The organism is Nonomuraea sp. NPDC049750, from assembly GCF_040659625.1.
Taxonomy (GTDB): domain Bacteria; phylum Actinomycetota; class Actinomycetes; order Streptosporangiales; family Streptosporangiaceae; genus Nonomuraea.
Genome location: NZ_JBFANB010000044.1, coordinates 15,755 through 40,165, shown reverse-complemented (window position 1 = coordinate 40,165; position 24,411 = coordinate 15,755). Strand labels below are relative to the sequence as shown.

At 70.5% G+C, this 24,411-nt stretch carries 15 protein-coding genes; 9 read left to right on the top strand and 6 right to left on the bottom strand.

The features are described from left to right. Window positions 1–50: 50 nt before the first annotated feature. Both AB0J16_RS54390 and AB0J16_RS54385 read left to right on the top strand, forming a co-directional pair. Entirely contained in the window at window positions 51–896 is an 846-nt protein-coding gene (locus AB0J16_RS54390; RefSeq protein ID WP_358555578.1) for a cyclase family protein, read from the top strand. Further along, on the top strand, window positions 893–2,632 hold the full coding sequence (locus AB0J16_RS54385; RefSeq protein WP_358555575.1) for a thiamine pyrophosphate-binding protein: 1,740 nt from the start codon (window positions 893–895) through the stop codon (window positions 2,630–2,632). The genes AB0J16_RS54390 and AB0J16_RS54385 overlap by 4 nt, the downstream gene beginning before the upstream one ends. A gap of 6 nt (window positions 2,633–2,638) precedes the next feature. Here AB0J16_RS54385 and AB0J16_RS54380 read toward each other — a convergent pair whose 3' ends face one another. From AB0J16_RS54380 to dhaK, 3 genes are read right to left on the bottom strand one after another with little or no spacing between them, the layout of a single operon-like run. Beyond that, on the bottom strand, window positions 2,639–3,022 hold the full coding sequence (locus AB0J16_RS54380; protein ID WP_358555663.1) for a phosphoenolpyruvate--protein phosphotransferase: 384 nt from the start codon (window positions 3,020–3,022) through the stop codon (window positions 2,639–2,641). Then, window positions 3,022–3,720, bottom strand: coding sequence for a dihydroxyacetone kinase subunit DhaL (gene dhaL / locus AB0J16_RS54375; protein WP_358555572.1), 699 nt, complete (start codon window positions 3,718–3,720; stop codon window positions 3,022–3,024). Before dhaL ends, AB0J16_RS54380 begins: the two co-directional genes overlap by 1 nt. Beyond that, window positions 3,720–4,700, bottom strand: a complete 981-nt coding sequence (gene dhaK / locus AB0J16_RS54370; RefSeq protein ID WP_358555660.1) for a dihydroxyacetone kinase subunit DhaK — start codon at window positions 4,698–4,700, stop codon at window positions 3,720–3,722. The genes dhaL and dhaK overlap by 1 nt, the downstream gene beginning before the upstream one ends. A 117-nt stretch (window positions 4,701–4,817) precedes the next feature. Here dhaK and AB0J16_RS54365 point away from each other — a divergent pair, with 117 nt between their 5' ends. Beyond that, complete coding sequence (locus tag AB0J16_RS54365) at window positions 4,818–5,573, top strand: lysophospholipid acyltransferase family protein (RefSeq protein WP_358555569.1); 756 nt, start codon at window positions 4,818–4,820, stop codon at window positions 5,571–5,573. Between the two features lie 86 nt (window positions 5,574–5,659). On the opposite strand, the gene AB0J16_RS54360 is transcribed toward AB0J16_RS54365, so the two are convergent. Together AB0J16_RS54360 and AB0J16_RS54355 are read right to left on the bottom strand one after the other, a co-directional pair. After that, window positions 5,660–6,466, bottom strand: coding sequence for a serine/threonine-protein kinase (locus tag AB0J16_RS54360; protein ID WP_357945775.1), 807 nt, complete (start codon window positions 6,464–6,466; stop codon window positions 5,660–5,662). Between the two features lie 56 nt (window positions 6,467–6,522). Continuing rightward, window positions 6,523–7,773: an MFS transporter gene (locus AB0J16_RS54355; RefSeq protein ID WP_358555566.1), complete on the bottom strand. Its 1,251-nt coding sequence runs from the start codon at window positions 7,771–7,773 to the stop codon at window positions 6,523–6,525. Window positions 7,774–7,841: 68 nt separating this feature from the next. Between AB0J16_RS54355 and AB0J16_RS54350 the strand changes: the two genes are divergently transcribed. Beyond that, window positions 7,842–8,465 (top strand): helix-turn-helix domain-containing protein, encoded by a 624-nt coding sequence (locus tag AB0J16_RS54350; RefSeq protein WP_358555563.1) that lies wholly within the window; start codon window positions 7,842–7,844, stop codon window positions 8,463–8,465. Window positions 8,466–8,793: 328 nt separating this feature from the next. Beyond that, window positions 8,794–9,687 carry a siderophore-interacting protein gene (locus tag AB0J16_RS54345; RefSeq protein ID WP_358555560.1) on the top strand — a complete coding sequence of 298 codons (894 nt, stop codon included), beginning with the start codon at window positions 8,794–8,796 and terminating at the stop codon, window positions 9,685–9,687. Window positions 9,688–9,782: 95 nt separating this feature from the next. On the opposite strand, the gene AB0J16_RS54340 is transcribed toward AB0J16_RS54345, so the two are convergent. Further along, window positions 9,783–11,495 (bottom strand): S8 family serine peptidase, encoded by a 1,713-nt coding sequence (locus AB0J16_RS54340; RefSeq protein WP_358555557.1) that lies wholly within the window; start codon window positions 11,493–11,495, stop codon window positions 9,783–9,785. Window positions 11,496–11,588: 93 nt separating this feature from the next. Here AB0J16_RS54340 and AB0J16_RS54335 point away from each other — a divergent pair, with 93 nt between their 5' ends. From AB0J16_RS54335 to AB0J16_RS54320, 4 genes are all read left to right on the top strand, one after another. Next, on the top strand, window positions 11,589–12,317 hold the full coding sequence (locus AB0J16_RS54335) for a tyrosine-protein phosphatase (RefSeq protein ID WP_358555554.1): 729 nt from the start codon (window positions 11,589–11,591) through the stop codon (window positions 12,315–12,317). A 139-nt stretch (window positions 12,318–12,456) separates the two neighbouring features. Next, on the top strand, window positions 12,457–12,978 hold the full coding sequence (locus AB0J16_RS54330; protein WP_358555551.1) for a snapalysin family zinc-dependent metalloprotease: 522 nt from the start codon (window positions 12,457–12,459) through the stop codon (window positions 12,976–12,978). A gap of 169 nt (window positions 12,979–13,147) precedes the next feature. Continuing rightward, complete coding sequence (locus tag AB0J16_RS54325) at window positions 13,148–17,347, top strand: LamG-like jellyroll fold domain-containing protein (RefSeq protein ID WP_358555548.1); 4,200 nt, start codon at window positions 13,148–13,150, stop codon at window positions 17,345–17,347. A gap of 14 nt (window positions 17,348–17,361) precedes the next feature. Further along, a complete protein-coding gene (locus AB0J16_RS54320) occupies window positions 17,362–24,318 on the top strand; it encodes a polymorphic toxin-type HINT domain-containing protein (protein ID WP_358555545.1) in 6,957 nt (2,318 codons plus the stop codon). The last annotated feature ends 93 nt before the right edge of the window (window positions 24,319–24,411 follow it).

The window sequence follows — 24,411 nt, the reverse complement described above, 5'->3', positions numbered from 1 at the left end:
CCGGGCAGGCCGATATAGGAGGATGCAGCCAGCCCATCAAGGAGGATGACATGTCGATCTTGCGGAGCCTGGTGGAGAGCCTGCGCGGTGGCGCCATCGAGGTGATCGATCTCACCTCGCCCCTGTCGCCGGAGACGCCGATCCTCCAGCTGCCCGAGCCGTTCGGCAACACGATCCCGTTCCGGCTGGAGGAGATCAGCCGCTACGACGACCGTGGCCCCGCCTGGTACTGGAACGACATCCACACGGGTGAGCACACCGGCACCCATTTCGACGCGCCGATCCACTGGGTGACCGGCCGCGAGGGTCAGGACGTCTCCCAGGTGCCCCCGTCCAGCCTGCTGGCGCCCGCCGTCGTGCTCGACCTGGCGTCGGAGGCGGAGAAGGACCCCGACTTCCTGCTCCAGATCGACCACGTCAAGGAGTGGGAGCGCGTCAACGGCCCGCTGCCCGACGGCGGCTGGCTCCTCTACCGCACCGGCTGGGACGCCAGGTCCGCCGACCAGGCCACCTTCCTGAACGCCGACGAGACCGGCCCGCACACCCCCGGCATCTCCGTCGAATGCGCGAACTGGCTGGCCGCCGAGACGCCCATCCTCGGGCTCGGCGTCGAGACGGTCGGCACCGACGCGGGCACCGCCCACTCCTTCGACCCGCCTTTCCCGTGCCACTCGTTCCTGCTGGGGGCGGGCAAGTACGGCCTGACCCAGCTGCGCAACCTCGACCGCCTGCCGGTGACCGGCGCCGTCGTCCTGGCCCCGCCGCTGCCGATCGTGGGCGGCTCTGGGAGCCCTGTGCGGGTATTGGCGCTGGTGGAGCGGAGGAGCTCGGAGGGAGAGAGCGAGGGACGAGCCAACGAGCTCCGAAGCGGCCGCGACCATAAGCTCGAGAGATGATCGTCGCCGAGGCCGTCGGGCGGGTGCTGGCCGAGGCCGGGGTCGACACCGCGTTCGGCGTGGTGGGCAGCGGCAACTTCCACGTCACCAACGCCCTCGTGGCGCACGGTGTACGCTTCGTCGCCGCCCGCCACGAGGGCGGCGCCACCACGATGGCCGACGCGTACGCCAGGATGAGCGGCAAGGTCGGGATCGTCTCCGTCCACCAAGGGCCCGGCCTGACCAATGCCGTGACGGGGATCGCCGAGGCGGCCAAGAGCCGTACCCCGCTGATCGTGCTCACCGGCGAGGCGACGGACGTACGGTCCAACTTCCACATCGACCAGGACGCGCTCGCGGCGTCGGTCGGCGCGGTGCCGCTCCGCGTCACCGAGGCCGGCCGGGCGGTCGAGGACACGCTGTCGGCCTACCGTACGGCGGCCCGCGACCGGCGCACGGTCGTGCTCAACCTGCCGCTCGACGTGCAGCAGGAGCTCGTCGAGTGGCGCGGCCTCATCGGCGAGCCGCACGGGACGCCGTCGGCCGTGGGGTCACTCTCGGCTGTGAAGTCGCCGGGAACGTTGTCGGACGCGGAGTCGCCCAGGACGCCGTCGGCCGCGGAGCTCGGCACGCTGGTCCGGCTGCTGGCGGAGGCGCGGCGGCCGGTGTTCGTCGCCGGGCGCGGCGCCAGGCACGCCAGGGCCGAGCTGGAGGAGCTGGCCGACGCCACGGGCGCGCTGCTGGCCACCTCCGCCGTCGCCAAGGGCCTGTTCCGGGGCAACCCCTGGGACCTGGACGTGAGCGGCGGTTTCGCCACTCCGCTCGCCGCCGAGCTGATCCGCGACGCCGACCTCATCGTGGCCTGGGGGTGCGCCCTCAACATGTGGACCACCCGCCACGGACGGTTGATCGGCGAGCACACCAAGCTCGTCCAGGTGGACCTCGACGAGAGCGCCCTGGGCGTCCACCGCCCGGTCACCCTCGGACTGGTCGGCGACACGGCCACCACGGCGCGCACGGTCCTCCACGCCCTCGCTTCGACCGGAGACGCTCGCGGTCCGGTGGGGAACGCTCGCGGTTCGGCGGGGGATGCCGGGCGCGGGTATCAGTCGGTGGAGGTCGCCGCGCGGATCCGGGCCGAGGGCCGATGGCAGGCCATGCCCTACGACGACGAGGGCGGTGACGGGCTGATCGACCCCAGGACGCTCACAATCGGGCTCGACGACCTGCTGCCGGGGGAGCGGATCGTGGCGGTCGACTCCGGGAACTTCATGGGGTACCCGGCCATGTTCCTCGACGTGCCCGACGAGCGGGGGTTCTGCTTCACCCAGGCGTTCCAGTCGATCGGGCTCGGGCTGGCGACCGCGATCGGCGCCGCGCTAGCCCGACCCGACCGGCTGCCGGTGGCCGCGCTGGGCGACGGCGGGGCGCTCATGGGCATCGCCGAACTCGACACCGTCGTACGGCTCGGGCTGCCGATGGTGGTCGTGGTCTACGACGACGAGGCGTACGGCGCCGAGGTGCACCACTTCGGCCCGCACGGGCACCCGCTCGGCACGGTCAGGTTCCCGCCCGCCGACTTCGCCGCCATCGCCACCGGCTACGGTTTCGCGGCCGTCACGGTCACCGGGCCCGGCGACCTGGCCGGGGTGGCCGAGTGGCTGAAAGGCCCCAGAGACCGGCCGCTGCTGGTCCATGCGAAGGTCGCCGGGAAGCGCGGCTCGTGGTGGCTGGAGGAGGCGTTCAAGGGCCACTGAGCCGACTCAGGAGTCGCTGAGCTTGCGGATGGTGCGGGCCTCCTCGGCGGCCGTGAGAACGGCCGCCAGGGGCGCGCCCGCACCCGCCGTGACGGCCGCCGCGATGGCCCCCTCCACGAACGGCACGTCGGCCACCACCACCCGGCCGGGCTCCGCCAGCAGCTGGGCCGTCAGCACCGAGCTGCCCAGGTCGGGTACGAGCACCACGCCGTCGCCCTGGTCGACCGCCGTGAGCGCCCGCTCGATCAGGTCGAGGCTCGTGCCCACCCCGCCGTCCTCGGTGCCGCCCGCCGCCGCCACCAGCGCGCCCGTACCGGCGATGCCGCGGACGAGCGCGGCCGCCTCCGCCGCCAGCCCGGCGCTGTGGGCCACCAGTACGATGCCCACCATCACGGGCTCACGGTGACCAGGCAGGCGACGATGAGCGCCGACGACGCCGCCCCCGGATCCTCGTGCCCGACGCTGCGCTCGCCCAGGTAACTGGCCCTGCCCTTACGGGCAAGCATCGGGATCGTGGCCCGCGCCCCCTCCTCGGCCGCGCGCGCCGCCAGCTCGAACGCCTCCCGAACCCCCACCCCATCCCGTACGGCCAGCGCCAGGGCCAGCGACGCCGGAGCCAGCGCGTCCACCATGGTCTTGTCACCCGGAGCGGCCTTGCCCAGCCGCTCGACCGCGACCACCCCCGCCTCGAACGCCGCCGCGAACCCGGCCTGCGTCACCGGTGCCTCCATCGCCTTGCCCATGGCCCGGAACGCCGACCCGTACAGCGGCCCGGAAGCACCCCCGACGCGGCGGATCAGCGTCGTGCCCGCGGACACCAGCACCTGCCCCGGCGCGGTCGGCGGGGAGTCGGCCAGCGCCTTGAGGATCTCGGTGAAGCCGCGGTCGAGGTTCGCGCCGTGGTCGGCGTCGCCGATCGCCGCGTCCAGGGCCGTCAGCCGCTCGCGATGCACCCGGACCTGCTCGGCCACCTCCTCCATCCAGGCGACGAAGAAGGCCGTGGTCAACATGCCGGGGTCCATGAAACCGCCGTCCGTCCCAGGGTCCATGGAGGACCCGCCCGTCTCGGGGTCCGTGGGGGCGCCCATCAGCGTCCCCAGCGCAGCCCCGGCGTCTCGACCGGCGCGTCCCACAGACGCGTCAACGTGTCGTCGAGCCGGCAGATCGTCACGGAGAAGCCCTGCATGTCCAGACTCGTCACGTAGTTGCCCACCAGCGACCGCGCCACCCGCGCCCCTTTGCCGCGGATGATGGCCGCCACCTCGGCGAACGCCACGTACAGCTCCATCAGGGGGGTGCCGCCCATGCCGTTCAGCAGGACGAGCAGGTCGCCCTCCAGCGGCAGGTCGCGGTGTATGGCGTCCATGGCGATCTCGGTCAGCTCGCGGGCCGAGGCCATCGGCGCCCGAATCCTGCCGGGCTCGCCGTGGATGCCGATGCCCAGCTCCACCTGCGTGTCGGGCAGGTCGAACGTCGGCTTGCCCGCCGCGGGCGTCGTACAGGAGGTGAGCGCGATGCCGAAGGAGCGGCTGCGCGCGTTCACCTCGCCCGCCACGCTCGCCACCTGCGCCAGCGGCGCGCCCTCCTCGGCCAGCGCTCCGGCGATCTTCTCCACGAACAGCGTCGCGCCGGTGCCCCGGCGGCCCGCCGTGTAGAGGGAGTCCTGGACGGCCACGTCGTCGTCGACGAGCACCCCGGCGACCTGTACGTCCTCGCACAGCTCGGCGGCCATCTCGAAGTTGAGCACGTCGCCGGTGTAGTTCTTGACGATGTGCAGCACGCCCGCGCCGCCGTCGACGGCCGTGGTCGCCTCGACGATCTGGTCGGGCACGGGCGAGGTGAAGACCTCTCCGGGGCAGGCGGCGTCGAGCATGCCGTAGCCGACGAAGCCGGCGTGCAGCGGCTCGTGCCCCGAGCCACCGCCGGAAACCAAGCCGACCTTGCCCGCCCGCGGCCCCGACGCGCGGTAGACCACCCGGTCGCGGATCCGCAGCGACGGGTGGGCGGCCGCCATCCCGGCCAAGGCGTCGTCAACCGCGGATTCGGCCGAGTTGATGAGCTTCTTCATGATGAGAGACATCTGCCCGTTTCCCGGGCAGGACAAGCGTCTTTGCGGAACTCGGCCACAGCTTCTACGACCCTGCCGACTACCGTCCGACCGGGGTGAATAGGCTACCTTCTGGTCATGGCTGAGATCGTGTACCCGCCGGTGATCGCCACCGCGCGGACCCTCTTTCGCGTGCTCGACTACCGCTTCCACATAGAGGGGACCGAGCATATCCCGCGCACCGGAGGCGCGGTGCTGGTCAGCAACCACATCAGCTATCTCGACTTCATCTTCGCCGGGTTCGGGGCGGTGCCCGCCAAGCGGCTGGTGCGGTTCATGGCCAAGCAGGACGTGTTCGAGAACCGCATCTCGGGGCCGCTGATGCGCGGCATGCACCACATCCCGGTCGACCGGGGCGCGGGCGCGGGGTCGTACGCGACGGCGCTGCGCATGCTGAAGGCGGGAGAGGTGGTCGGCGTCTTCGCCGAGGCGACGATCAGCCGGTCGTTCACGGTCAAGGAGATCAAGAACGGCGCCATCCGCATGGCTCAGGCGACCAAGGTCCCGGTCATCCCGATGGCGTTGTGGGGGAGTCAGCGGATCTGGACCAAGGGCCGGTCCAAGCAGCTCACGCTGCGGCACGTACCCATCACGATCCTGATCGGGGAGCCCATCCACCCCAAGCGCGGCGAGAACGTCGACCAGCACGTCGCCGACCTGCACGCGCGGATGTCGGAGCTGGTGGACCGGGCCCAGCGCACCTACCCGGAGATCCCGCCGGGCGTGTGGTGGCAGCCCCAGCACCTCGGCGGCACGGCTCCCACGCCGGAGGAGGCCGCCGCCATGGACGCCGCCGAGGCGGAGGCCCGCGCCAAGCGCGGCGAAGAGGACTAACGGAACGACCGGTCAGCCGGTCGCGGGGGAGTAGCGGGCCGCTCGGGCCGCCAGGGCCGGTCGGCCGACGGCGGCTCAGCGGCTGGTCAGATCGCCGCGGGGTAGCTGCTGGCGCGCATGCCGGCCAATAAGCCGGCGGTCTGCTCGGGCGTGAAGCGGCGTACCGGGTCGTGGTGGAGCAGGCCCTCGATGAGGGGCCGCATCACCCCGGCCCGGCGCGGCGGCGGGTAGCCGCCGCTCCTGGCCATGCCGAGCACCGTGGCCGCGTCCTGCCCGGGGTAGGGCGGCTGGCCCTCGATGGCGCTGTAGAGCGTGGCACCGAACGACCACATGTCGGCCTCCTTGCTGGCCGGGCCGCCATGCAGCCGCTCGGGGGCCATGAACGCGGGCGTGCCGCGCAGCCGCCGGGACGTGGTCATCCGGATGTCGCCCTCGACCGTGGCGATGCCGAAGTCGGTCAGCACCACGCGGTCGCCGGTCAGCATCACGTTGGCCGGCTTCACGTCGCGGTGCAGCACCCCTGCCTGGTGGGCGGTGCGCAGCGCGGCCAGCAGGTGCTGGCCGATCGCCGCCACCGACTGCGCGGGCAGCGTCCCCACCTGGGAGAGCAGCTGGTGCAGTGAGAGGCCGTCGAGGTACTCCATCACGATCCAGAGCTTGCCGCCCTCTTCGATGAGGTCGTGGACCGTGACGATGTTCGGGTGGGTGAGCCCAGCGGCCATCCGCGCTTCACGGAGGACCCGGCGGCGGACCATCTCGGCCTCACCGCTGAGGGTCAGCTCCTTGAGCGCCACCTCCCGGTGGAGAAGCTGGTCGAAAGCCCGCCAGACGACTCCCATACCTCCACGACCGGCCTCCTCGTTAAGGAGGTACCGTCCGCCGATCTCCCGCATGCCATCCCCTCATTGCTCGGGGTAATCATGTCATCTCGAGGTAGGCCAAAGTGTGACTAACGTGATCTGAATGTGTCGGGAACGGAAGGTGTGCTGGTCAAAGGGTGGGAAATTCGATCGTGTAAGGCGCGCCACACGAGCCCCACACCCACCAAACAGACGCCCGTGGCGCCGAGAAGCACGGCGGTCAGCCCGGCGAGTTCGGCCACCACCCCGCCGAGCGCGGCCCCTACCGGCATCCCGCCCATGCCGATCAGCCGGTAGGCGGAGTTGACCCGGCCGAGCAGTTCGGGCGGGATCAGCCGCTGTCGCGTGGAGATGACCAGCACGTTCGCGACGGCCCCCACGACGCCCCACACCACGGAGGTCGGATACAGCAGCCAGGCGACGGGCCACACCACCGGCACGAGGTACAGCAGGGCGCTCACCAACCAGGCGCCGACCAGCGTCCGGCCCTCTCCGAACAGCCCGGATACCCGCTCCGAGACCAGCGATCCGGCCACCGCGCCGACGGCCATCGCGGTCATCATCAGGCCGTACCCGCTGGGGGACAGCCCGATCCGCGACCCGTCGCCGACGGCCCACAGCACGAACACCCCGAAGTAGGCGGCGCTGGCGAAGTTCAGCAGGCCGGCCGAGACGGCCAGCGTGCGCAGGAACCGCTGGGACCACAGATAGCGCTGGGCGGCCAGGATGTCGCGCAGCAGCGAGCGCCTGGGGCCCGCTGTGGCGGCCGTTCCGTAGGAGCCCCTCATGCCCAGCAGGAGCAGGCCCGCCGCGCCGTACAGGAGGGCTGGAGCGCCGAAGACGGCGGTGGGCAGCAGCGTGACCAGAAGGCCCGCGATCGGCGCGCCGGCGAACTCGTTGCCGATCATCTGGGCGCTCTGTACCCGCCCGTTCGCCGCCGTGATGCGCTCTGGCGGCACCGCCATCGGCAGCACCGACTGGGCCGAGGTGTCGGCGAAGACTTCGGCCACGCCCGCGATCAGTACGGCGGCCAGCACGACCCACAGATTCACCAGCCCGAGCAGCCCGAGCGCGGCCGTCGCCGCGAGCACGGCGGAACGGGCGAGGTTGGCCAGCACCATGATCCGCCTGCGGTCGAGCCGGTCGGCGATCGCGCCCGCGTGCAGGGCGAACAGTAGCCACGGCAGCGTGGCGGCGGCGCCGGTCAGCGAAACCAGCGTGGGGGAGCGGGTCATCGACACGGCCAGGAGGGGCGCGCCCACCTTGAGCACCCCGTCGGCCAGGTTGGAGAGGGCGGTCGACGACAGGAGGAAGCCGAACGATCGGCCGAGACGTGGCATGGCTCACTCCGCTAATGTGTAAGGAAAACTATGCACAGATTTCTTTGCAAAGATAGGTGTGCACAGCCATGGAGAGCAAGCACTATTCGGCCAGGGCGCTCGACGCGAACGCGCTGAAGTCGTTCGCGCACCCGCTGCGACTGCGCATCTACGAACTGCTCGACGAACACGGCCCCTCGACGGCCACCCGGCTGGCCGGACTGCTCGGTCAGAACACCGGGGCGACCAGCTACCACCTGCGTGAGCTGGCCCGGCACGGCATGATCGAGACGGTGCCCGAGCTGGGCAAGGGCAAGGAGAAGTACTGGCGGATCGTGCCGGGTGGCTTCTCCTACGGCGATCCCTCGACCGACCCGTCGGCCGACGCCGAGACGGTTGACGCGTTCGCCCGGCTGCTCGACGACCTCATTCGGCAGCGTGGTGCCGAGCTGGCGCGCTGGCGGGAGGAGGAGGCGACGACTCCCGAGGAGTGGGTGCGGGCGAGCGGGTTCGGGCGGCGGTCGATGCGGCTCACCGCGGCCGAGACGACGCGGATGCGCGAGGAGGTGTTCGAGGTTCTGGAGAGGTACCGCGCCGTGGCGGACCGCCGGGACCTCGAGTCCCCGGGCGCTCCGGATCCGGCGACCGGCCGCGTGGTGGTCCACTTCGACGTGCTGCCGGTGGGGGTCAAACATGCGATCAAAGACGTCTAGGGATCGTCTAGGGATCAAGGACGCCTAGGGATATCCCTAGGCCGAGCCCTGTCGCGACGCCGCCGCTCGCCGCCTAATGTCCTGCATCAAGCTCCCGTCCCCCGTCCGCATGCCGGGCGCGGCGCCGCCGACGGAGCGGGCGATGCTCGGCGGCGCCGCCGCCCTCGTCATGTCGCTGACCTCCGAGTCCGCCGGACATAGGGCTCGGAATGGCAGGCGCCCCCGTCCCGGGCTGGAGGGACGGGGGCGTTTGCCGTGCCCGGACGGGACTGGTCGATCAATATGAGTTAGGTTAGCCTCACCTTAAAGGATCGAGGTGGAGCTGACGATGATCGAGCCCTTTCGCATGTTCGATGTACGCGTGAACCGGTTAGCACGCCTGAGCCCGACGTTCCTGCGCGTGACGTTCGAAGGGGAGGACCTGCGCCACTTCGCGGACAACGGGTTCGACCAGCGGATCAAGCTCATCCTGCCAGTCGACGGGCACGGGCTGGAGCACCTGCCCAGCGGCCCCGACTGGTTCCCGCGCTGGCGCGGCCTGCCCGACGCGCTGCGCAACCCGCTCCGTACCTACACCGCCCGCCTGGTACGCCCCGAGGCCCGCGAGGTGGACGTGGACGTGGTCATGCACGATCACGGCGACGGCCCGGTGGCCCGCTGGGCGGCCGATGTGCGGCCAGGGGCCGTCGCGGTGCTGCTCGGCCCCGACGCCCGGCACGACGGGCCGCACGGCGGCCTGGAGTTCCACCCGCCGGCGGGCACCGGGGCGGTGCTGATCGCCGGCGACGAGACCGCGGTCCCCGCGATCTGCTCCATTCTCGAACGCCTGCCGGCCGGCTACGAGGGCGAGGCGCTCATGGAGGTCCCCAGCGCGGACGACTTCCTGCCCGTCGAGACGGCGAGCGGTGTGAAGGTCACCTGGCTGGCCCGCGCCGACGAGGAGCGCGGCGCCCTGCTGGTGCCCGCCGTCAGGGCCGCCGCCGACCGGCTGCTCCCGCCGCTGCCCACCCCGGACTCCTTCCAGGACATCGATGTAGATGTGGAGGAGCTGTGGGAGGTGCCCGAGGAGGCGCCGTACGGCCCGCTGTACGCCTGGCTGGCCGGCGAGGCGGCCGTGATCAAGTCGCTCAGGCGGCACCTGGTCGCCGAGCGGGGGATGGACAAGCGGGCCGTGGCCTTCATGGGTTACTGGCGGCTGGGCCGCGCCGAGCACAACGAATAAGGGAGTTCCCAGTAGTGCCCGTCGCCACCACCGTTCGACTCCGCGGACGCGGTGCGCGTTCGCTGTCGAGAACGCGCACCGGTCATGCCGTGGGGCTATCGGGCCGCGTTCAACGCGTCGACGATGCCCGAGCCGTAGAAGCCGTTACGCGACCTGCCGCCCTCGCAGGTGTGCGTGGCCGTCGTCGTCGTACCGTCCGGCAGGATGCGGGTGTAGGTGAACGCCCGCGGCTCCGGGCACGGGGTCTTGGTGGCGGTCGCCTTCAGCGCCGCCTCCACCGCGTCCGGGTTCATGGTCAGGCCGCCGTGAGCGCGGTCGCGGTGGCCGAACCGGCTGACGATCAGCGCCGCCACGCCCGCGGCACGCGGCGAGGCCATCGAGGTGCCCTGGAGGTAGGTGTAGTACCCGCAGACCGAGCCGCGGCAGTCGCGCACCACGGACGGAGTGTTCGGCGTGCCATCGGGGTTGAGCTGCCCGTTCTCCTCGGCCAGCGACTTCGGATAGGCGGCCAGCGTCGCTCTGGTCACGTCACGAGTGTTGGCCGGGTCGTCGTAGGCGTCGCCGCCGGGCGAGGCCACGTCCACGTAGCCGTTGCCGTAGTCGGAGTAGTACGCCTTGCGCTTGCTGATGCCGGTGGACGAGACCGCGATCACGTGGTTGCCCTCGCTGGGCATGGACACGCAGCTCGGCGGGATCGTCCGGTCGTACGGCGCCTCGCCGGGCACGCTGGCGAAGTCGGGGCTGGAGCCGTCGACGAGCTCCTTGGTGTAGTCGGTGCCGCCGTTGCCCGCCGCGGACACCAGCGTCACGCCCCTGTCGTGGGCGTAGTTCAGCGCCCGCTGGGTCGCCTTGATGATGGTGGCCTGCTCCACACGGTCGGCGGGGGAGTCGGCCGGGTTGTCCACGCAGTTGAACAGCCACGGGTCGATGTAGTAGCTCATGTTGACCACGTCGATGCCGTGGTCGCCCGCGTATGTCAGCGCGTCCACGCTCGGCTGCAGGAAGAAGAAGCCGGAGTCCTGGCCGACCCGGAGGTTGACGATGGACACCTTGGGCGCCACACCGGACACGCCGAGCCGGTTGATGGGCGAGGCGATGGAGGAGGCCACGTGCGTGCCGTGCTCGTTCTCGTCCACGTCCGCGGGGTCGGTGCAGGAGTGGTCCGGCTCGGCCTCGCAGGGCCCGTCGACCGGATCGCCGTTGGCGTCGACCGGGATGTCGACCGTGAAGTTACGGCTCAGAGCCCGATTGAAGTTGGGTGCTATATCCGGATGCGAGGCGTCCACGCCGGTGTCCAGGATGCCGACCAGCACCCCTGGGTTGCCCTGCTCGTAGCGATAGGAGCCGCTGGCCGTGGCGTGGATCTGCTTCATGTCCCACTGCAGTTCCGACAGCGGCTCGGCCGTCGGGCCCGGCTTGCCGAAGGTGGTGGCGGCGGGGGCGCCGTCAGCGGCCTTCTCCACGGCGTCGCCGGCCTTGCGCGCCTTGGCGGCGCTGCGGGCGGCGGACGGGACCGTTCCGATGGAGCGGTTGTGCGCCACGCCCTCGATCGAGGCGTTCGCGGCGACGGCGCCGGCGAAGCCCGTGTTGGTGGTGGAGACGGTGGCCACGCCGACCGCGGTGTTCTCCTTGACCACTGTGCCGCCGGCCGCCTGGACGGCCTTGCGGGCGACGTCCGGCTGCACCCCTTCCTTGTATAAGACGATGTATTCGGTTGCCGAGGCGGTAGAGGTCCGGACTGCCTGGGCGGGGCTGACCATAGCGGTAGCCACGAGGGTGCAGGCGGCCAGGACGATGACACGCTTCACGCGTACCTCCGGGCGTAGTTGGATATGTCCACCAATCTGGGCATGTTTCCCGGCTACGTCCATAGGTCCCGCCTACCTCATAAGGTGTGCTCGATGAGGCATATCGCGTTCGACCGGCTGCACAACTTCCGGGACCTGGGCGGTTACCGCACCCGCGACGGTCGTACGGTGCGCTGGAGGCGCCTGTACCGTTCCGATTCTCTGGCCAAGCTCCAGGGGGAGGACTGGCGGCGCTTTCTCGACCTGGGCGTGCGCACGGTCATCGACCTGCGCTACCCGTGGGAGATAGCCGCCAGGGGCCGCGTACCGGACAGCGACGGCCTGGTCTACCACAACCTCAGCATCGAGCATCGGCCCTACGACCAGGCCGAGCTGGGCGCGGACATCGACACCGCCCGCTTCCTCGCCGACCGGTACGCCGAGGTCGCGCTGGACGGCGTCGAGGAGCTGGGGCAGGCACTGAAGGTGATCGCCGCCGAGGAGAGCGCTCCGCTCGTCATGCACTGCGCCTCGGGCAAGGACCGTACCGGGCTGCTGGCCGCGCTGGTGCTGTCCCTGCTGGGGGTGGACGAGGAGACGATCGTGGAGGACTTCGCGCTCACCGAACTGGCCACCGAACGGCTGGTCGCCGACTGGCGGGCGGCCTATCCGGACCGGACGCTGAAGTGGCCGGGCTACGGCCGCGCACCGGGCGAGGTCATGCGGCTCTGCCTGGCGGACCTGGCGGCCGGCCATGGCTCCGTACGGGACTACGCGGCCGACAGGTTGGGCGTCGACGCCGAGCTGATCGCGGTGTTGCGCGAACGCTACCTGAGCCCGTGACAAGCGCCGGGCCCTCGGCGCAGGCCATCAGCCGCTTGCATGGCTCCTCCATACCACCGCAATAGGGGCAAACTGGCTTATCCCCGGACCGCGTCGGCGCGCCTACCGTGACAGCACCCCCACTGTCCGAGGAGACCCGATGCACAAACCCCTGCGTCTCGCGCTCTCTCTCATCCTCACCGTCGCGTTCTTGCTCGCTGCCTCGCCCGCACAGGCCGCGCCCCTGCTCAGAACCCTCCGGTACGACGCCGGCCGCGCGGCCGAGTTCCGCGGCGCGGTCGACCAGGCCGCGCAGATCTGGAACTCCAGTGTCACGAACGTCCGCCTCGTCGCAGGCACCCCCGCGGACTTCGTCGTCGTCGCCGACAACGGCTGGCCCCGCACCCTGCCCACGAGCCTGGGCCGGGGCACCATCTGGATGGGCAGGGAGGCCACCTCACAGGGCTACAACCCCGTGCGCATCGCGGCCCACGAGATCGGCCACATCTTAGGCCTGCCCGACCGGCGCACCGGCCTCTGCTCCGACCTGATGTCCGGCTCCAGCGCTCCGGTGAGCTGCACGAACGCGAATCCGAGCGCGGCCGAACGGGCCCAGGTCGACCGTAACTTCGCCGGCGCCACCCCGGAGGTCGAGTTCGGCCGGGTGCTCGTGGACCGCTGAACCGGTCAACGGTCACCGACCCGACCTGACCGAGTAGAGCGACAACACCGGATCAACACGGCATCTACGCGATCTGAACGGGCTTACTACCGGCCACCGCCACTCTTGATCTCGGCCGCCAGAAGAGTCTGGCGGCCGACGTCGACGGGGAGCCGGTGGGAGCGCGGTGTTGAGAACTCGTTGGACCCTGACCGCGGTGTCAGCGATGGCGGCCATGACCTTGTCATGCCTCGCCGTCCCGTCCTGGGGCGCGGCCCCCGGACGGGGAGCGCGGGCCGCCGGTCCTGAGCCCCAGGTGACCGAGGCCGAAGCGGCGCGGTCGGCCCGTGAGTCGGGGCAGCCGGTGGAGGTCCTCGGCCTGCGCGGCGAGAGACGTGAGGTGCGGGCGCGACCACAGGGCGGGTTCGTCGCGGTCGAGCACCTGGAACCGGTCCGTACCTTGAAGGACGGCACGTGGGTCGGCATCGACACCACACTGCGGAGGGATCCCGACGGGTCCATCCGGCCCGCGGCCACCACCGTCGATCTGCGGCTGTCCGGCGGCGGCGACGCGCCCATGCTGTCGATGACCCGAGCGGGCCGCCGGATGTCGCTGTCGTGGCCCGGCCGCCTGCCCGCACCCGAACTCGACGGTGACACCGCGGTGTATCGGGGCGTGTTCGGGCCCGAGGTCGACCTGCGGGTCCGGGCCACCGCGGACGGCGCGTCCCATGTGCTGGTGGTGAAGACGCCGGAAGCGGCGCGCGATCCCCGGCTGGCCAGGCTCCAGTTCGGGTTGTCGGCGCCGGACCTGCGGATGGCGGCGGACACGCGAGGCGACCAATCGGCACTCGACCCGGTGACGGGCGCCGAGGTGTTCAGGGCGCCGCCGCCGAAGATGTGGGACTCGAGCGAGCCCGCCGGGGCATTGGCCGCCTTGGCCACGCCCGGGAACGGAGGGCTGCGCAGGCCGTCGGCGGTGGCGCCGGGGGACACCTCACGCGTGGCGGTGATGAAGACGAGCGCCGACGCCGGGCGCATGACGCTCGAGCCGGACCAGGGGCTGCTCACCTCTCCGGACGCCAAGTTCCCGATCTACATCGACCCCATGTGGTACGCGCCCGGCGAGTCCGCCAAGCTGATGGTCTCCAGCGGAGGCTGGGAGGACCACAAATTCACCGACGAGGGCATGGGGCGCTGCCCCATCAGCCTGCCCCCGGCCGGCGCCTACTGCGGCAGCTCGCACGTCAAGCGGCTGTTCTACCGGATGCCGACCAGCCGCTTCGCCGGCAAGCAGATCCTTTCGGCGGAGTTCTCGGTCAAGGAGACCTGGGCGCCCTCGTGCGACGGGCGGTCGGTGCACATCTACCGGACCACCGCGTTCGGCAAGAACTCGACCTGGAATTCGACCTCCGACAACTGGGTGGACTACCTCACCTACCGGGACGTCGCCAAGGGCCATTCGAGCAGCTGCCCGGCGGGCGACGTGGTCTTCGACGTGGAGTCGGCCGTCAAGGAGGCCGCGAAGAAGGGCTGGTCGAGTACGACGTTCGGCCTGCGGGCCGGGCACGAGGACGACGAGTACGGCTGGAAGCGGTTCGACGGGGACGCGACTCTACGCGTGTACTACAACAGCACCCCGCCGCAGCCGCAGATGAAGCAACTGCACTCCAGCCCCGGCGGCCCCTGCCCGGCCTACGGCCACACCACGCCGGTGAACCGGCTGCCGATGCTGTACGCCGACAACCTCACCGACCCCGACAACAGCGGCGCCGAGGGGGAGAAGCTCAACGCCGAGTTCCTGGTGTCGTGGAAGGACGCCGCCGGCACCGAGCACCAGTGGCGCACCACCAGCCCCAAGAAGCAGTCGGCCAAGGGCTCGCACCGTTCGTCGTTCTCGGCGCAGGTGCCTTCGGGCCTGATCCCGGTGAACACGGACTTCAACTACCAGGTGCGCGCCTACGACGGCGTGGCGTGGAGCCCGTGGAGTTCGGGCGGCGCCGCCACCAGCTGCTACCTGCGCTACGACCCCACAGCGCCCCGCACCCCCGTGGTCGGCTCGCCCGAGTACCCGGAGCTGAACCCCGACGACCCAGACGTGAGCGCGCGCGACGGCGTCGGCCGCTACGGGTCGTTCACGATCACCTTCGACCCCGAGGTGACCAAGTACGCCTACGCGCTCAACACCACCCCGGCCCCCGCCTCGGCGCTCAGCCGCGCCGCCAACCCGCAGACGGTCAAGGTGGTCCCGACGCATCCCGGCGTCAACACCCTGTACATCACCGTGTGGGACGCGGCGGGGAACTTCTCCGTCGGCGACTACCGGTTCTGGGTGAGCGAGGGCGCCCCGGAGAAGACACGCTGGAAACTGGACGAACCCGCCGGCTCCACCACGCTCACAGGTGAGACCCCGGGGATCGCGGCCCGGTCCGGCGCCGGGGCCACCCTCGGCGCGGAGGGCAAGGCCGGCAACGGACTCAGCCTCGACGGCTACGCCGGTGGCTACGCCGCCACCGACCTCGCCGTCGCCGACACCGCGCAGAGCTTCACCGTCGCGGCATGGGTCCGGCTGCGCAAGAACGACGCCTTCTACAACGTTCTGGCGCAGGACGCGTCCGTCCAGAGCGGTTTCCAGCTCGGCGTGAATCCCGCCCCTAGTTCATGGGTGTTCAAGACCCCGGCGAACGACGTGAAGGGCGCGAGCGATCCGTGGACGGGGGCGATCGCGCCCACGCCGCCGGAGCTGAACGTCTGGACCCACCTGACCGGCGTGTACGACGCGCCCGCCAAGATGCTCCGGCTGTACGTCAACGGCACCAAGGCGGCCGAGACCCCGGTCACCTCCGTACTCGACGCCAGGGGCGCGTTCCAGATCGGGCGCAGCCTGTACGACGGCGGGTACGCGAACAACTGGCCGGGCGACGTCGACGAGGTCGAGGTGTTCGCCGAGGCCCTGTCCGACGCCGACGCGGCGAGTCTGGCCGCCGGTTCCACACCGGAAGGCCGGAAGCTCGCGGCGCACTGGCGGCTGGAGGAGCCGGCCGGCAACGAGCGGGTCTACGGCGAGGGTGGCGGCCCTCTGCCCGCCACCGTGCAGGGCGGCGCCACTCTGGCGGTCCCCGGCCAGATCGGCACGGCCATGCAGCTCACCGGCCCCGGAGCGTACGCCTCCACCGCCCGCCCGGCGCTGAACACGACCGGGAACTTCGCCGTCGCCGCCTGGGTCAAGCTGCCGACCACCGCCGCCACGGACATGACGATCGTCAGCCAGGACGGCGCCAACCAGAGCGGCTTCTACCTCAAGTACCGGGCCGCCAACAAGAAGTGGGCCTTCATGCGGACGGCGGGCGACATCACGGCTCCGACGACGCTCACCGCGTATTCGGCCGCCACGGCGACGCTCGGCCAGTGGACTCATCTGGTCGGGGTCCAGGACGTCGTGGCCGGGAAGCTCCGGATCTACGTCAACGGCGTCGAGAGCGGCTCCAACGACCTTCCACCGGTGTGGCAGGCCGCAGGCGGGCTGCAGATCGGCCGGTCCAAGTGGAACGGGGCAGCGGTCGACCATGTGACGGGCGCGATCGACGACGTGCGGGTCTACGACCGGATCGTCTCGGTCGAGGAGGCGCAGGACCTGTTCGCCGTCAAGTCCGACATCTTCGGCCGCTGGCGGCTCAACACCGCGACCGGCACCCCGGCGACCAGCCCCGACTCCGCGCCGGTGGCCGTCAAGCACCCGGTCACGCTGGCCGGCGCCGCGAAGATCACCACCGATCCCGCCCTGGCCGTCGTGACCCCGCCCGACGGCCAGGTGGCCGGGGCGCTCGACCTCCCCGGCGGCGACGGGGACTACGCCGCGGCCGACGGGGCGGTGGTGGACAGCGCCGAGAGCTTCACGGTGTCGGCGTGGGTGCAGACGGCGGGCACTCCCACCAGGTCCATGACCGTGCTCGGCCTCGCCGGCGCCACCAACAGCGCCGTGGTGGTGCGCTACGACGCGGCCAAGGGCTGCTACGTCCTGGACGTACCCAGCGTGGACGGTGCGGGCGCGACCACCGCGACGGTGGAGCACTCCAGCTTCCACCAGGGCGGCTTCGGCGACTGGGACCACCTGGCCGTCGTCTACGACGGCTTCGACAGCCGGATCACGCTGTACGTCAACGGCGTGCGGGAGGACGCCGCCGAGGCCCCGACGGTGTCCTACCGCGAGAACACCCGGGTCTTCGCGCCCATCACCTCAGTGCAACTCGGGCGGGCCAGAACCGGCGGCGCCTATCCAGCGGGCCAGAACTGGCGCGGCCAGCTGGACGACGTCTGGGTGCTGCGCGGCGCGGCCACCGAGGAAGAGATCGCCTACCTGGCCAACCCGACCGAGATCGACGAGCTCTAGCCGTGGAGGAAGTTGTGCGTAGCGGCAATGGCATGAAGCGCCGGCGGCGTTCTCCGCGCCTGGTCGCGACCGTGACGGCGCTCCTCGTGTGCGCGGGGCTGCTGGCGGCGGTGCCCGTCGAGGCTCAACCGGTGGCGGCGGAGACCGCACGGCTGCTGCCCAAGCCGGCGGACCCCGACAAGACGGTGGCCGGGCACGAGGTGAAGGTCAAACCGCGCAAGGTGGACGCGTCCGTGGCCCACCCGGCGCCCTCCGCCACCGTGACGTGGCCGAAGGCGGGGGTCGCCGAGGTCTCCCTGCCCGCCGCCGCGCCCGGCCTCCGTAAGTCGGCCTCCACGGCTGCCGCGAAGGCGGGCACACTCCCGGTCTGGGTCGGTGCCGTCTCACCCGCCGGTGCCGCCACCGCCCCGTCCGCCACCGCCTTGTCCGCCACCCCGGGCAAGGTGCGGGTGCGGATGCTGGACCGCGCGACCGGGCGGCGGGCCGGCGTCGACGGGGTGGTGTTCTCCGTCGAGCAGGCCGGTGCCGCGCCGATCCCCGGGAAGATGGCCGTGCGCCTGGACTACTCCGGGTTCGCCCGCGCGTACGGCGCCTCCTACGGCTCCCGCCTGCGGCTGGTACGGCTGCCCGCCTGCGCGCTCACCACGCCGGACGCCGCCGGCTGCCGAACGGCGACCCCGGTGGCCTCGGCCAACGACACCGAGCACCAGAGCGTGAGCGCGGAGGTGACGACCGCGTCGGCGGACGGCGCGGCGACGGTGCTGGCCGCCGCGGCGGCGCCCGCCAGCGGCAAGGGCGACTACAAGGCGACGTCGCTGTCGGCGTCGGCGACGTGGGGTGTCGGCCCTCAGTCCGGCGACTTCACCTGGTCGTACCCGATGCGGGTGCCGCCGGTGCCGGGCGGGCTGGCCCCGGAGGTCGGCCTGTCGTACTCCTCCTCGTCCATCGACGGCCGGACCTCCAACACCAACACCCAGCCGTCCTGGGCAGGCGACGGGTTCGACCTGTGGCCCGGTTACATCGAGCGGCGCTACAAGTCCTGCAAGGACGACGGCGTGCCGAAGAACACCACGCTCGACCTCTACCCCGGCGATCTGTGCTGGGGCTACGACAACGCCACGATGACGCTGAACGGCAAGGGCGGCGAGCTCATCCCCGCGGGCGGCGACAAGTGGCGGATGAAGAACGACGACGGCACCCGCATCGAGAAGCTGACCAGCGCCTCCCTCGACAACGGCGACAACGACGGGGAGTACTGGAAGGTCACCACCCCCGACGGCACCCAGTACTTCTTCGGGCTGAACACGCTGGCCCTGGAGAACCCGCAGACCCAGTCGGCCTGGACGGTTCCGGTGTTCGGCGACGACGACGGCGAGCCGTGCCACAAGTCCGAGTTCAAGGACTCCTGGTGCCGGCAGGCGTGGCGGTGGAACCTCGACAAGGTCGTCGACCGAGACGGCAACGCCATCACCTACTTCTACAAGCAGGAGACGAACCACTACGGCCGCGACCTCAAGGCCGAGGATGAGACGTCGTACGTACGCGGCGGCTACCTCGACCACATCGACTACGGCCTGCGCTCCGACAACCTGTTCCCGGGCAAGGCTCCGGCACGGGTCAGCTTCGAGGTCTCCGAGCGGTGCCTGCGCTCCGAGGACGCCGACTGCGCGGTGGACAAGATCAAGGACCACCCGGAGTACTGGGAGGACGTGCCCTGGGACCTGCACTGCGACTCCGGACAGGAGTGCAAAGAGGACCACGGCAACCTCTCGCCCACGTTCTGGACCCGTAAACGACTGACCATGGTCAAGACCCAGGTCCTCAAGGCGGACGGCAGCGACTACCGCCCGGTGGACTACTGGGAGCTGAAGCACGCGTGGGGGATGGCCGACGTCGACCGGCAGTTGCTGCTGACGTCCATCGTCCACATCGGTCTCGCCGGACCGGACCCGGTCGAGCTGCCCCCCGTGTCGTTCGTCTACACACAGAAGCCGAACCGGGTGGACAAGCTCGGCGACGACCTCGGCCCGTTCGTGAAGGACCGGCTCGGCACGGTGTACAACGAGTTCGGCGGGGTCCTCGACATCAAGTACTCCGACGCGGACTGCACCACGAGCGACCTGCCGACCCCGCAGACCAACCGCCGTCGCTGCTTCCCCACGTACTGGACGAAGACCGACGGCGAGAGCGAGAACCCGACCCTCGACTGGTTCCACAAGTACGTGGTGACCGAGACGGTACAGACCGATCTGACCGGCGGGTCGCCGGACATGGTCACCAGGTACGACTACGGCGTCGGGCACGCCGCCTGGCACTTCGACGACGACGACGGGCTCACGCCCGAGAAGTACAAGACGTGGTCGCAGTGGCACGGCTACGACGAGGTACGGGTGATCAGCGCGGCGACCAGCGGCGCGCCCGGCCAGGTCGACCACTGGTACTTCCAGGGCATGGACGGCGACCGCCTCAACACCTCCGGCGGCGAGAAGGACGTCAAGGTCTCCGACGACGAGGGAGGCAGCTATCCCGACCACGAGTCCCTGCAGGGATTCGAGGTCCGCACCGTGACCTACGACAAGGCCGGCGGCAGCGTAGTGTCCAAGAGCGTCTCTTCGCCGTGGCACTCCCAGACCGCCTCCCGCACCCGCTCGTGGGGAACCGTCACCGCCAACCTGATCGGCACCAAGACCACCCGGAAGCTGACCGCGCTCGACGACGGGAGCTGGCGGGAGACCAAGGCCACCACCAACACCTTCGACCCCACGACGGGCGCGCCGACGCAGGTCGACGACTTCGGCGACGTCACCACCGACGCCGACAACCGATGCACCACCACGACGCTCGCGGCGCAGAACACCACCGATTGGCTGGTCGGCTTCCCGGCGCAGGTGCGGACTGTGGCGGCGTCCTGCGGTCAGTCCGTGGACCTCGGCAAGCAGCTCATCTCCGACGGGCGCACCTACTACGACGGCGGGGCCTTCGGAGCGGCGCCGACCAGGGGTCTGGTCACGGCGACCGACAAGGTCGCGGCCACCGGCACCACCAGCACCGTCGTGCGCTATGTGCTGGCCGCCAAGACCGCCTATGACGCCTACGGCAGGCCGAAGGCCGTGACAGTGGTCGACAACACCACGGCCACCCCCGTCGAGCGCACGACGACCACCGTCTACACCGAGAGCAGCGGCCTGACCACCAGGGCGACGGTCACGGGCCCGCCGGTCAAGAGCGGGGACGCCGGTTCGGCGATGACCACGATCACCGAGCTCGATCCCGCCTGGGGGAGTGCCCTCAAGTCCACCGACGAGGGCGACAAGACGACGGTCTTCTCCTATGACGCCCTCGGCCGGGTGAGCAGGGTGTGGGCGCCGGGCCGCGACACCGGCCAGCTCCCGAACCGGCAGTTCGGCTACCAGACGGTGGCCGGGCAGATCACCGCGATCTACACCAAGGAGCTCAACAACGACGGCGGCCAGGACACCGCGTACGAGCTGATGGACGGCTGGCTGCGCTCCCGCCAGACCCAGCAGCCCGGTCCTGACGGCGGCCGCCTGATCAGCGACACCTTCTACAACGCCCAGGGCAGCGTGGACCGGACCTACGCCACGTACTACGCCGACGACGCTCCCGGCGCATCCCTGTTCGGCGTGGACACCCCGGGCCAGGTGGAGAGCCAGACCGCCTACACCTACGACGGGCTCGACCGCGTCGTCGCCGAACGGCTGCTCGCGGGCAACAGCGACGCCGGGGAGAAGTGGCGCACCACCTACGCCTATGGCGGCGACTGGACGACCGTCACCCCGCCCGCCGGCGGTATCCCCACGACCACCGTGGTCGACGCCCTCGGCAGGAAGGTCGAGGTACGCCAGCACAAGCCAGGCGGCTACGACTCGACCTCCTACAGCTACACCCCCAGGGGACAGCTGGCGTCGATCAAGGGGTACGGCGGCCACACCTGGACCTACGACTACGACCTGCGCGGTCGCCAGATCCAGGTGTCCGACCCCGACAAGGGGGTCACGAAGTACGCCTACGACGACCTCGACCAGGCCGTCCAGGCGGAGGACGCGCGCGGCAAGAAGATCGGCACCACCTACGACCCGATCGGCCGCCAGACCGCCCGGTACGACACGACGAGCGGCAGCCCCGGCGCCAAGCTCGCCGAGTGGACCTACGACACGGTACGCAAGGGACAGCCGACCGGCTCCATCCGATACGAGAACGGCGCCGTCTACACCGAGGCGGTCAACTCCTACGACAACCAGAACCGGCCGACCCGCACGACCGTCACCCTGTCCGGCCTCCCCGCGGCCGAGTCGGCGCTCGCGCCGTCCGCCGGCTACCAGTTCAACACCGTCTACAACCTCGACGGGAGCGTGCAGTCGGTCAGCAGCCCAGCGGTCGGCGGGCTGCCGGCCGAGGTGGTCGCCACCACGTATGACGAGCTCAGCCGTGCGGTGAAGCTGACGAGCAACCTGGCGACGTACGTCATCGGGAGCGACTACAGCAAGACCAGCAAGCTGCTGGGCAGACGGCTGTCCACCGGAGGCAAGCAGGTCGATCAGACCTACGGGTACGAGTTCGGCACCCAGCGGCTGAAGACCAGCACCACGGTCCACGCCGGCATGCCGGGCATCGACCGCGACGCCACCTACGACTACGACGACGCGGGCGACATCAGGCAGATCACCGACGTCTCCCGCGACGGCACCGACAACCAGTGCTTCCGCTACGACTACCTGAGGCGGCTCACCGACGCCTGGACCCAGGCGAGCGACGGCTGTGCGACCGATCCCGGCTCGGCGACCCTGGGCGGCCCCGCGCCGTACCGGACCGCGTACACCTTCGACGCCTCCGGCAACCGCGCCACCGAGACGCAGTACGACACCTCCAACAAGCTCGGCACCACGCGGACCTATGCCTACGCGGGTGGCACCGGCGTCGGTACCTCGTACAAGGGGCACCAACTCGCCACCGTCACCACCCAGACCGGGACAGGTGGGCGTACCGACAGCTACGCCTACGACGCCACCGGCAACACCACCAGGCGGACTACAGCCGCAGGCGACCAGACGCTCTCCTGGGACGTCGAAGGCCATCTCACCAAGGTCGCCGACGCGGGCGCCGGTGAGACCGGCTTCGGCTACGACTCGGACGGCGACCGGCTGATCCGCCGCGACCCGACCGGGACCACGGTCTACCTCCCAGGGCTCGAGGTGCGCCTCAACAAGGGAGTCACGACCACCCAGGCCACCCGCTACTACAGCCACGACGACGTGACCATCGCCATGCGCACCACCGCGGGGGTCACCTTCCTGTCGCCCGACCACCAGGGCACCGGGGAGGTGGCGATCGACGCGACGACCGGCGCGCTCACCAAGCGGCGCTACACCCCCTTCGGCCAGCCACGTGGCACCGCGATCGGCACCTGGCCGGGGGAGAGGGGCTTCGTCGGCGGCACCATCGACTCCAGTACGTCCCTCACCCACCTCGGCGCTCGTGAGTACGACGCGGACATCGGCCGCTTCATCTCCGTCGACCCGCTGTTCAACCTCGGCTACCCGCAGAGCTGGGACGGCTACTCCTACGCCACCCAAACCCCCGTCACCCAGAGCGACCCCGACGGCCTCGACGGCCCGCTCCACGGCAATCCGGACTGCTACTACGCCAACAAGGGGTGCTCGCACTCGAGCCCCGGAGGAGGCAACAACACCTCTGGCGGCAGCAGCGGTGGTGGCGGTGGTGGCCATAGCGGTGGCGGCGGTGGCGGCAACTGGTTCGTCAAGCATGTCCTCAAGCCGGCCTGGAACGGCTATGTAGGCGCTGAGATGTGGGGCTTGCAGAACCCTGTCATGAACCCCCTTTCCGGTCTCTTCAATCTGCCCGGAGCCGAAGACAAAATCGCGGGCTGGGTAGGAGCGAACACTCACTCCAACTGGTACAAGGCCGGCAAACTAGCGCCAGACATCGCCCTTGCCGTGGTCAGCGTCGCAGGCCTGGCCAGATCAGCGATAAAGCTTGGGCTCGCCGGGCTGACCAGATACGCCGCGGCGAGGGCAGCGGGCATGGCGGGCCGCGAGATCGCCGGGGAGGTCCTCCGGAAAGGGGCGACCTCCGCCGCTCGCGGCGCGGGCAGGATCCGATCGGGCATAAAAGCCGCCGCCAGGGCGATCGGCCGAGGCTGTAAAGGCAACAGCTTCGTCCCCGGCACGAAGGTGTTGATGGCGGACGGATCCGCCAAGCCCATCGAGCGTGTCGAGGTGGGCGATTGGGTCCTGGCCGCCGACCCGGGCACCGGCAGTACACAAGCGAAACAGGTCACCGCCTTGATCGTCGGTGAGGGCGTCAAGCACCTCGTCAAGATCACCGTGGACATCGACGGCGGCCGAGGCGATCGCACCGGTAACGTCACCGCGACCGAAGGCCATCCGTTCTGGCTGGACGACCTGCGCGAGTGGCGTGACGCGGACCAGCTGCAGCCGGGCATGTGGCTCCGCACCAGTGCCGGCACCCACGTCCAGATCACCGCCGTCCAGAAGTGGACCGCCACCGAACGCGTTCACAACCTCACTGTCAACGACGCCCACACGTATCATGTGGTCGCTCGAAACACTCCGGTACTGGTACACAATGCGAACGGCTGGGAAGTACCAGACGATTACGTCATCGTTCGTGGCGGACAAAGCCCGATGCCAGGAGCGGGAGAAGTGTTCTCAGGTTCGATGGGACAGTCGGTCGAAGAAGCAGGCGCCGGCGTTCCTCATGGAAGCCTTCGGGCCACTACCGCCGGCGACATCCGCGCCGCTGGAGGTACGGTCACCTACGCTCCTGAGCCGACCGCCGGCGGCGCGACGAACTACAATCACGTGAATGTCACGGTCGGTGAGGGAAATCCGTTCGGCGATGTGCAGCAAAATCCAGTTCCCAAGAAGGGCCGGTTGGCGCCTGAGGCCCTTGGAAAGCCTCGCTGCTGAAGGGCGCGGGTGCGATGGGCAACGGTTTCCCTCATGACTGAAGGGCTTTCCTGGGGTGCGGCTGATCTTGTGGGCGGTCCCGTCGACAAGATT

Excerpts from the sequence above, each read along its gene's own strand:
- dhaK (WP_358555660.1), bottom strand. The coding sequence starts at position 4,700 with ATGAAGAAGCTCATCAACTCGGCCGAATCCGCGGTTGACGACGCCTTG.
- AB0J16_RS54365 (WP_358555569.1), top strand. The coding sequence starts at position 4,818 with ATGGCTGAGATCGTGTACCCGCCGGTGATCGCCACCGCGCGGACCCTC.
- AB0J16_RS54390 (WP_358555578.1), top strand. The coding sequence starts at position 51 with ATGTCGATCTTGCGGAGCCTGGTGGAGAGCCTGCGCGGTGGCGCCATC.
- AB0J16_RS54335 (WP_358555554.1), top strand. The coding sequence starts at position 11,589 with ATGAGGCATATCGCGTTCGACCGGCTGCACAACTTCCGGGACCTGGGC.
- AB0J16_RS54360 (WP_357945775.1), bottom strand. The coding sequence starts at position 6,466 with ATGCGGGAGATCGGCGGACGGTACCTCCTTAACGAGGAGGCCGGTCGT.
- AB0J16_RS54330 (WP_358555551.1), top strand. The coding sequence starts at position 12,457 with ATGCACAAACCCCTGCGTCTCGCGCTCTCTCTCATCCTCACCGTCGCG.
- AB0J16_RS54345 (WP_358555560.1), top strand. The coding sequence starts at position 8,794 with ATGATCGAGCCCTTTCGCATGTTCGATGTACGCGTGAACCGGTTAGCA.
- AB0J16_RS54385 (WP_358555575.1), top strand. The coding sequence starts at position 893 with ATGATCGTCGCCGAGGCCGTCGGGCGGGTGCTGGCCGAGGCCGGGGTC.
- AB0J16_RS54380 (WP_358555663.1), bottom strand. The coding sequence starts at position 3,022 with ATGGTGGGCATCGTACTGGTGGCCCACAGCGCCGGGCTGGCGGCGGAG.
- AB0J16_RS54355 (WP_358555566.1), bottom strand. The coding sequence starts at position 7,773 with ATGCCACGTCTCGGCCGATCGTTCGGCTTCCTCCTGTCGTCGACCGCC.
- dhaL (WP_358555572.1), bottom strand. The coding sequence starts at position 3,720 with ATGGGCGCCCCCACGGACCCCGAGACGGGCGGGTCCTCCATGGACCCT.
- AB0J16_RS54350 (WP_358555563.1), top strand. The coding sequence starts at position 7,842 with ATGGAGAGCAAGCACTATTCGGCCAGGGCGCTCGACGCGAACGCGCTG.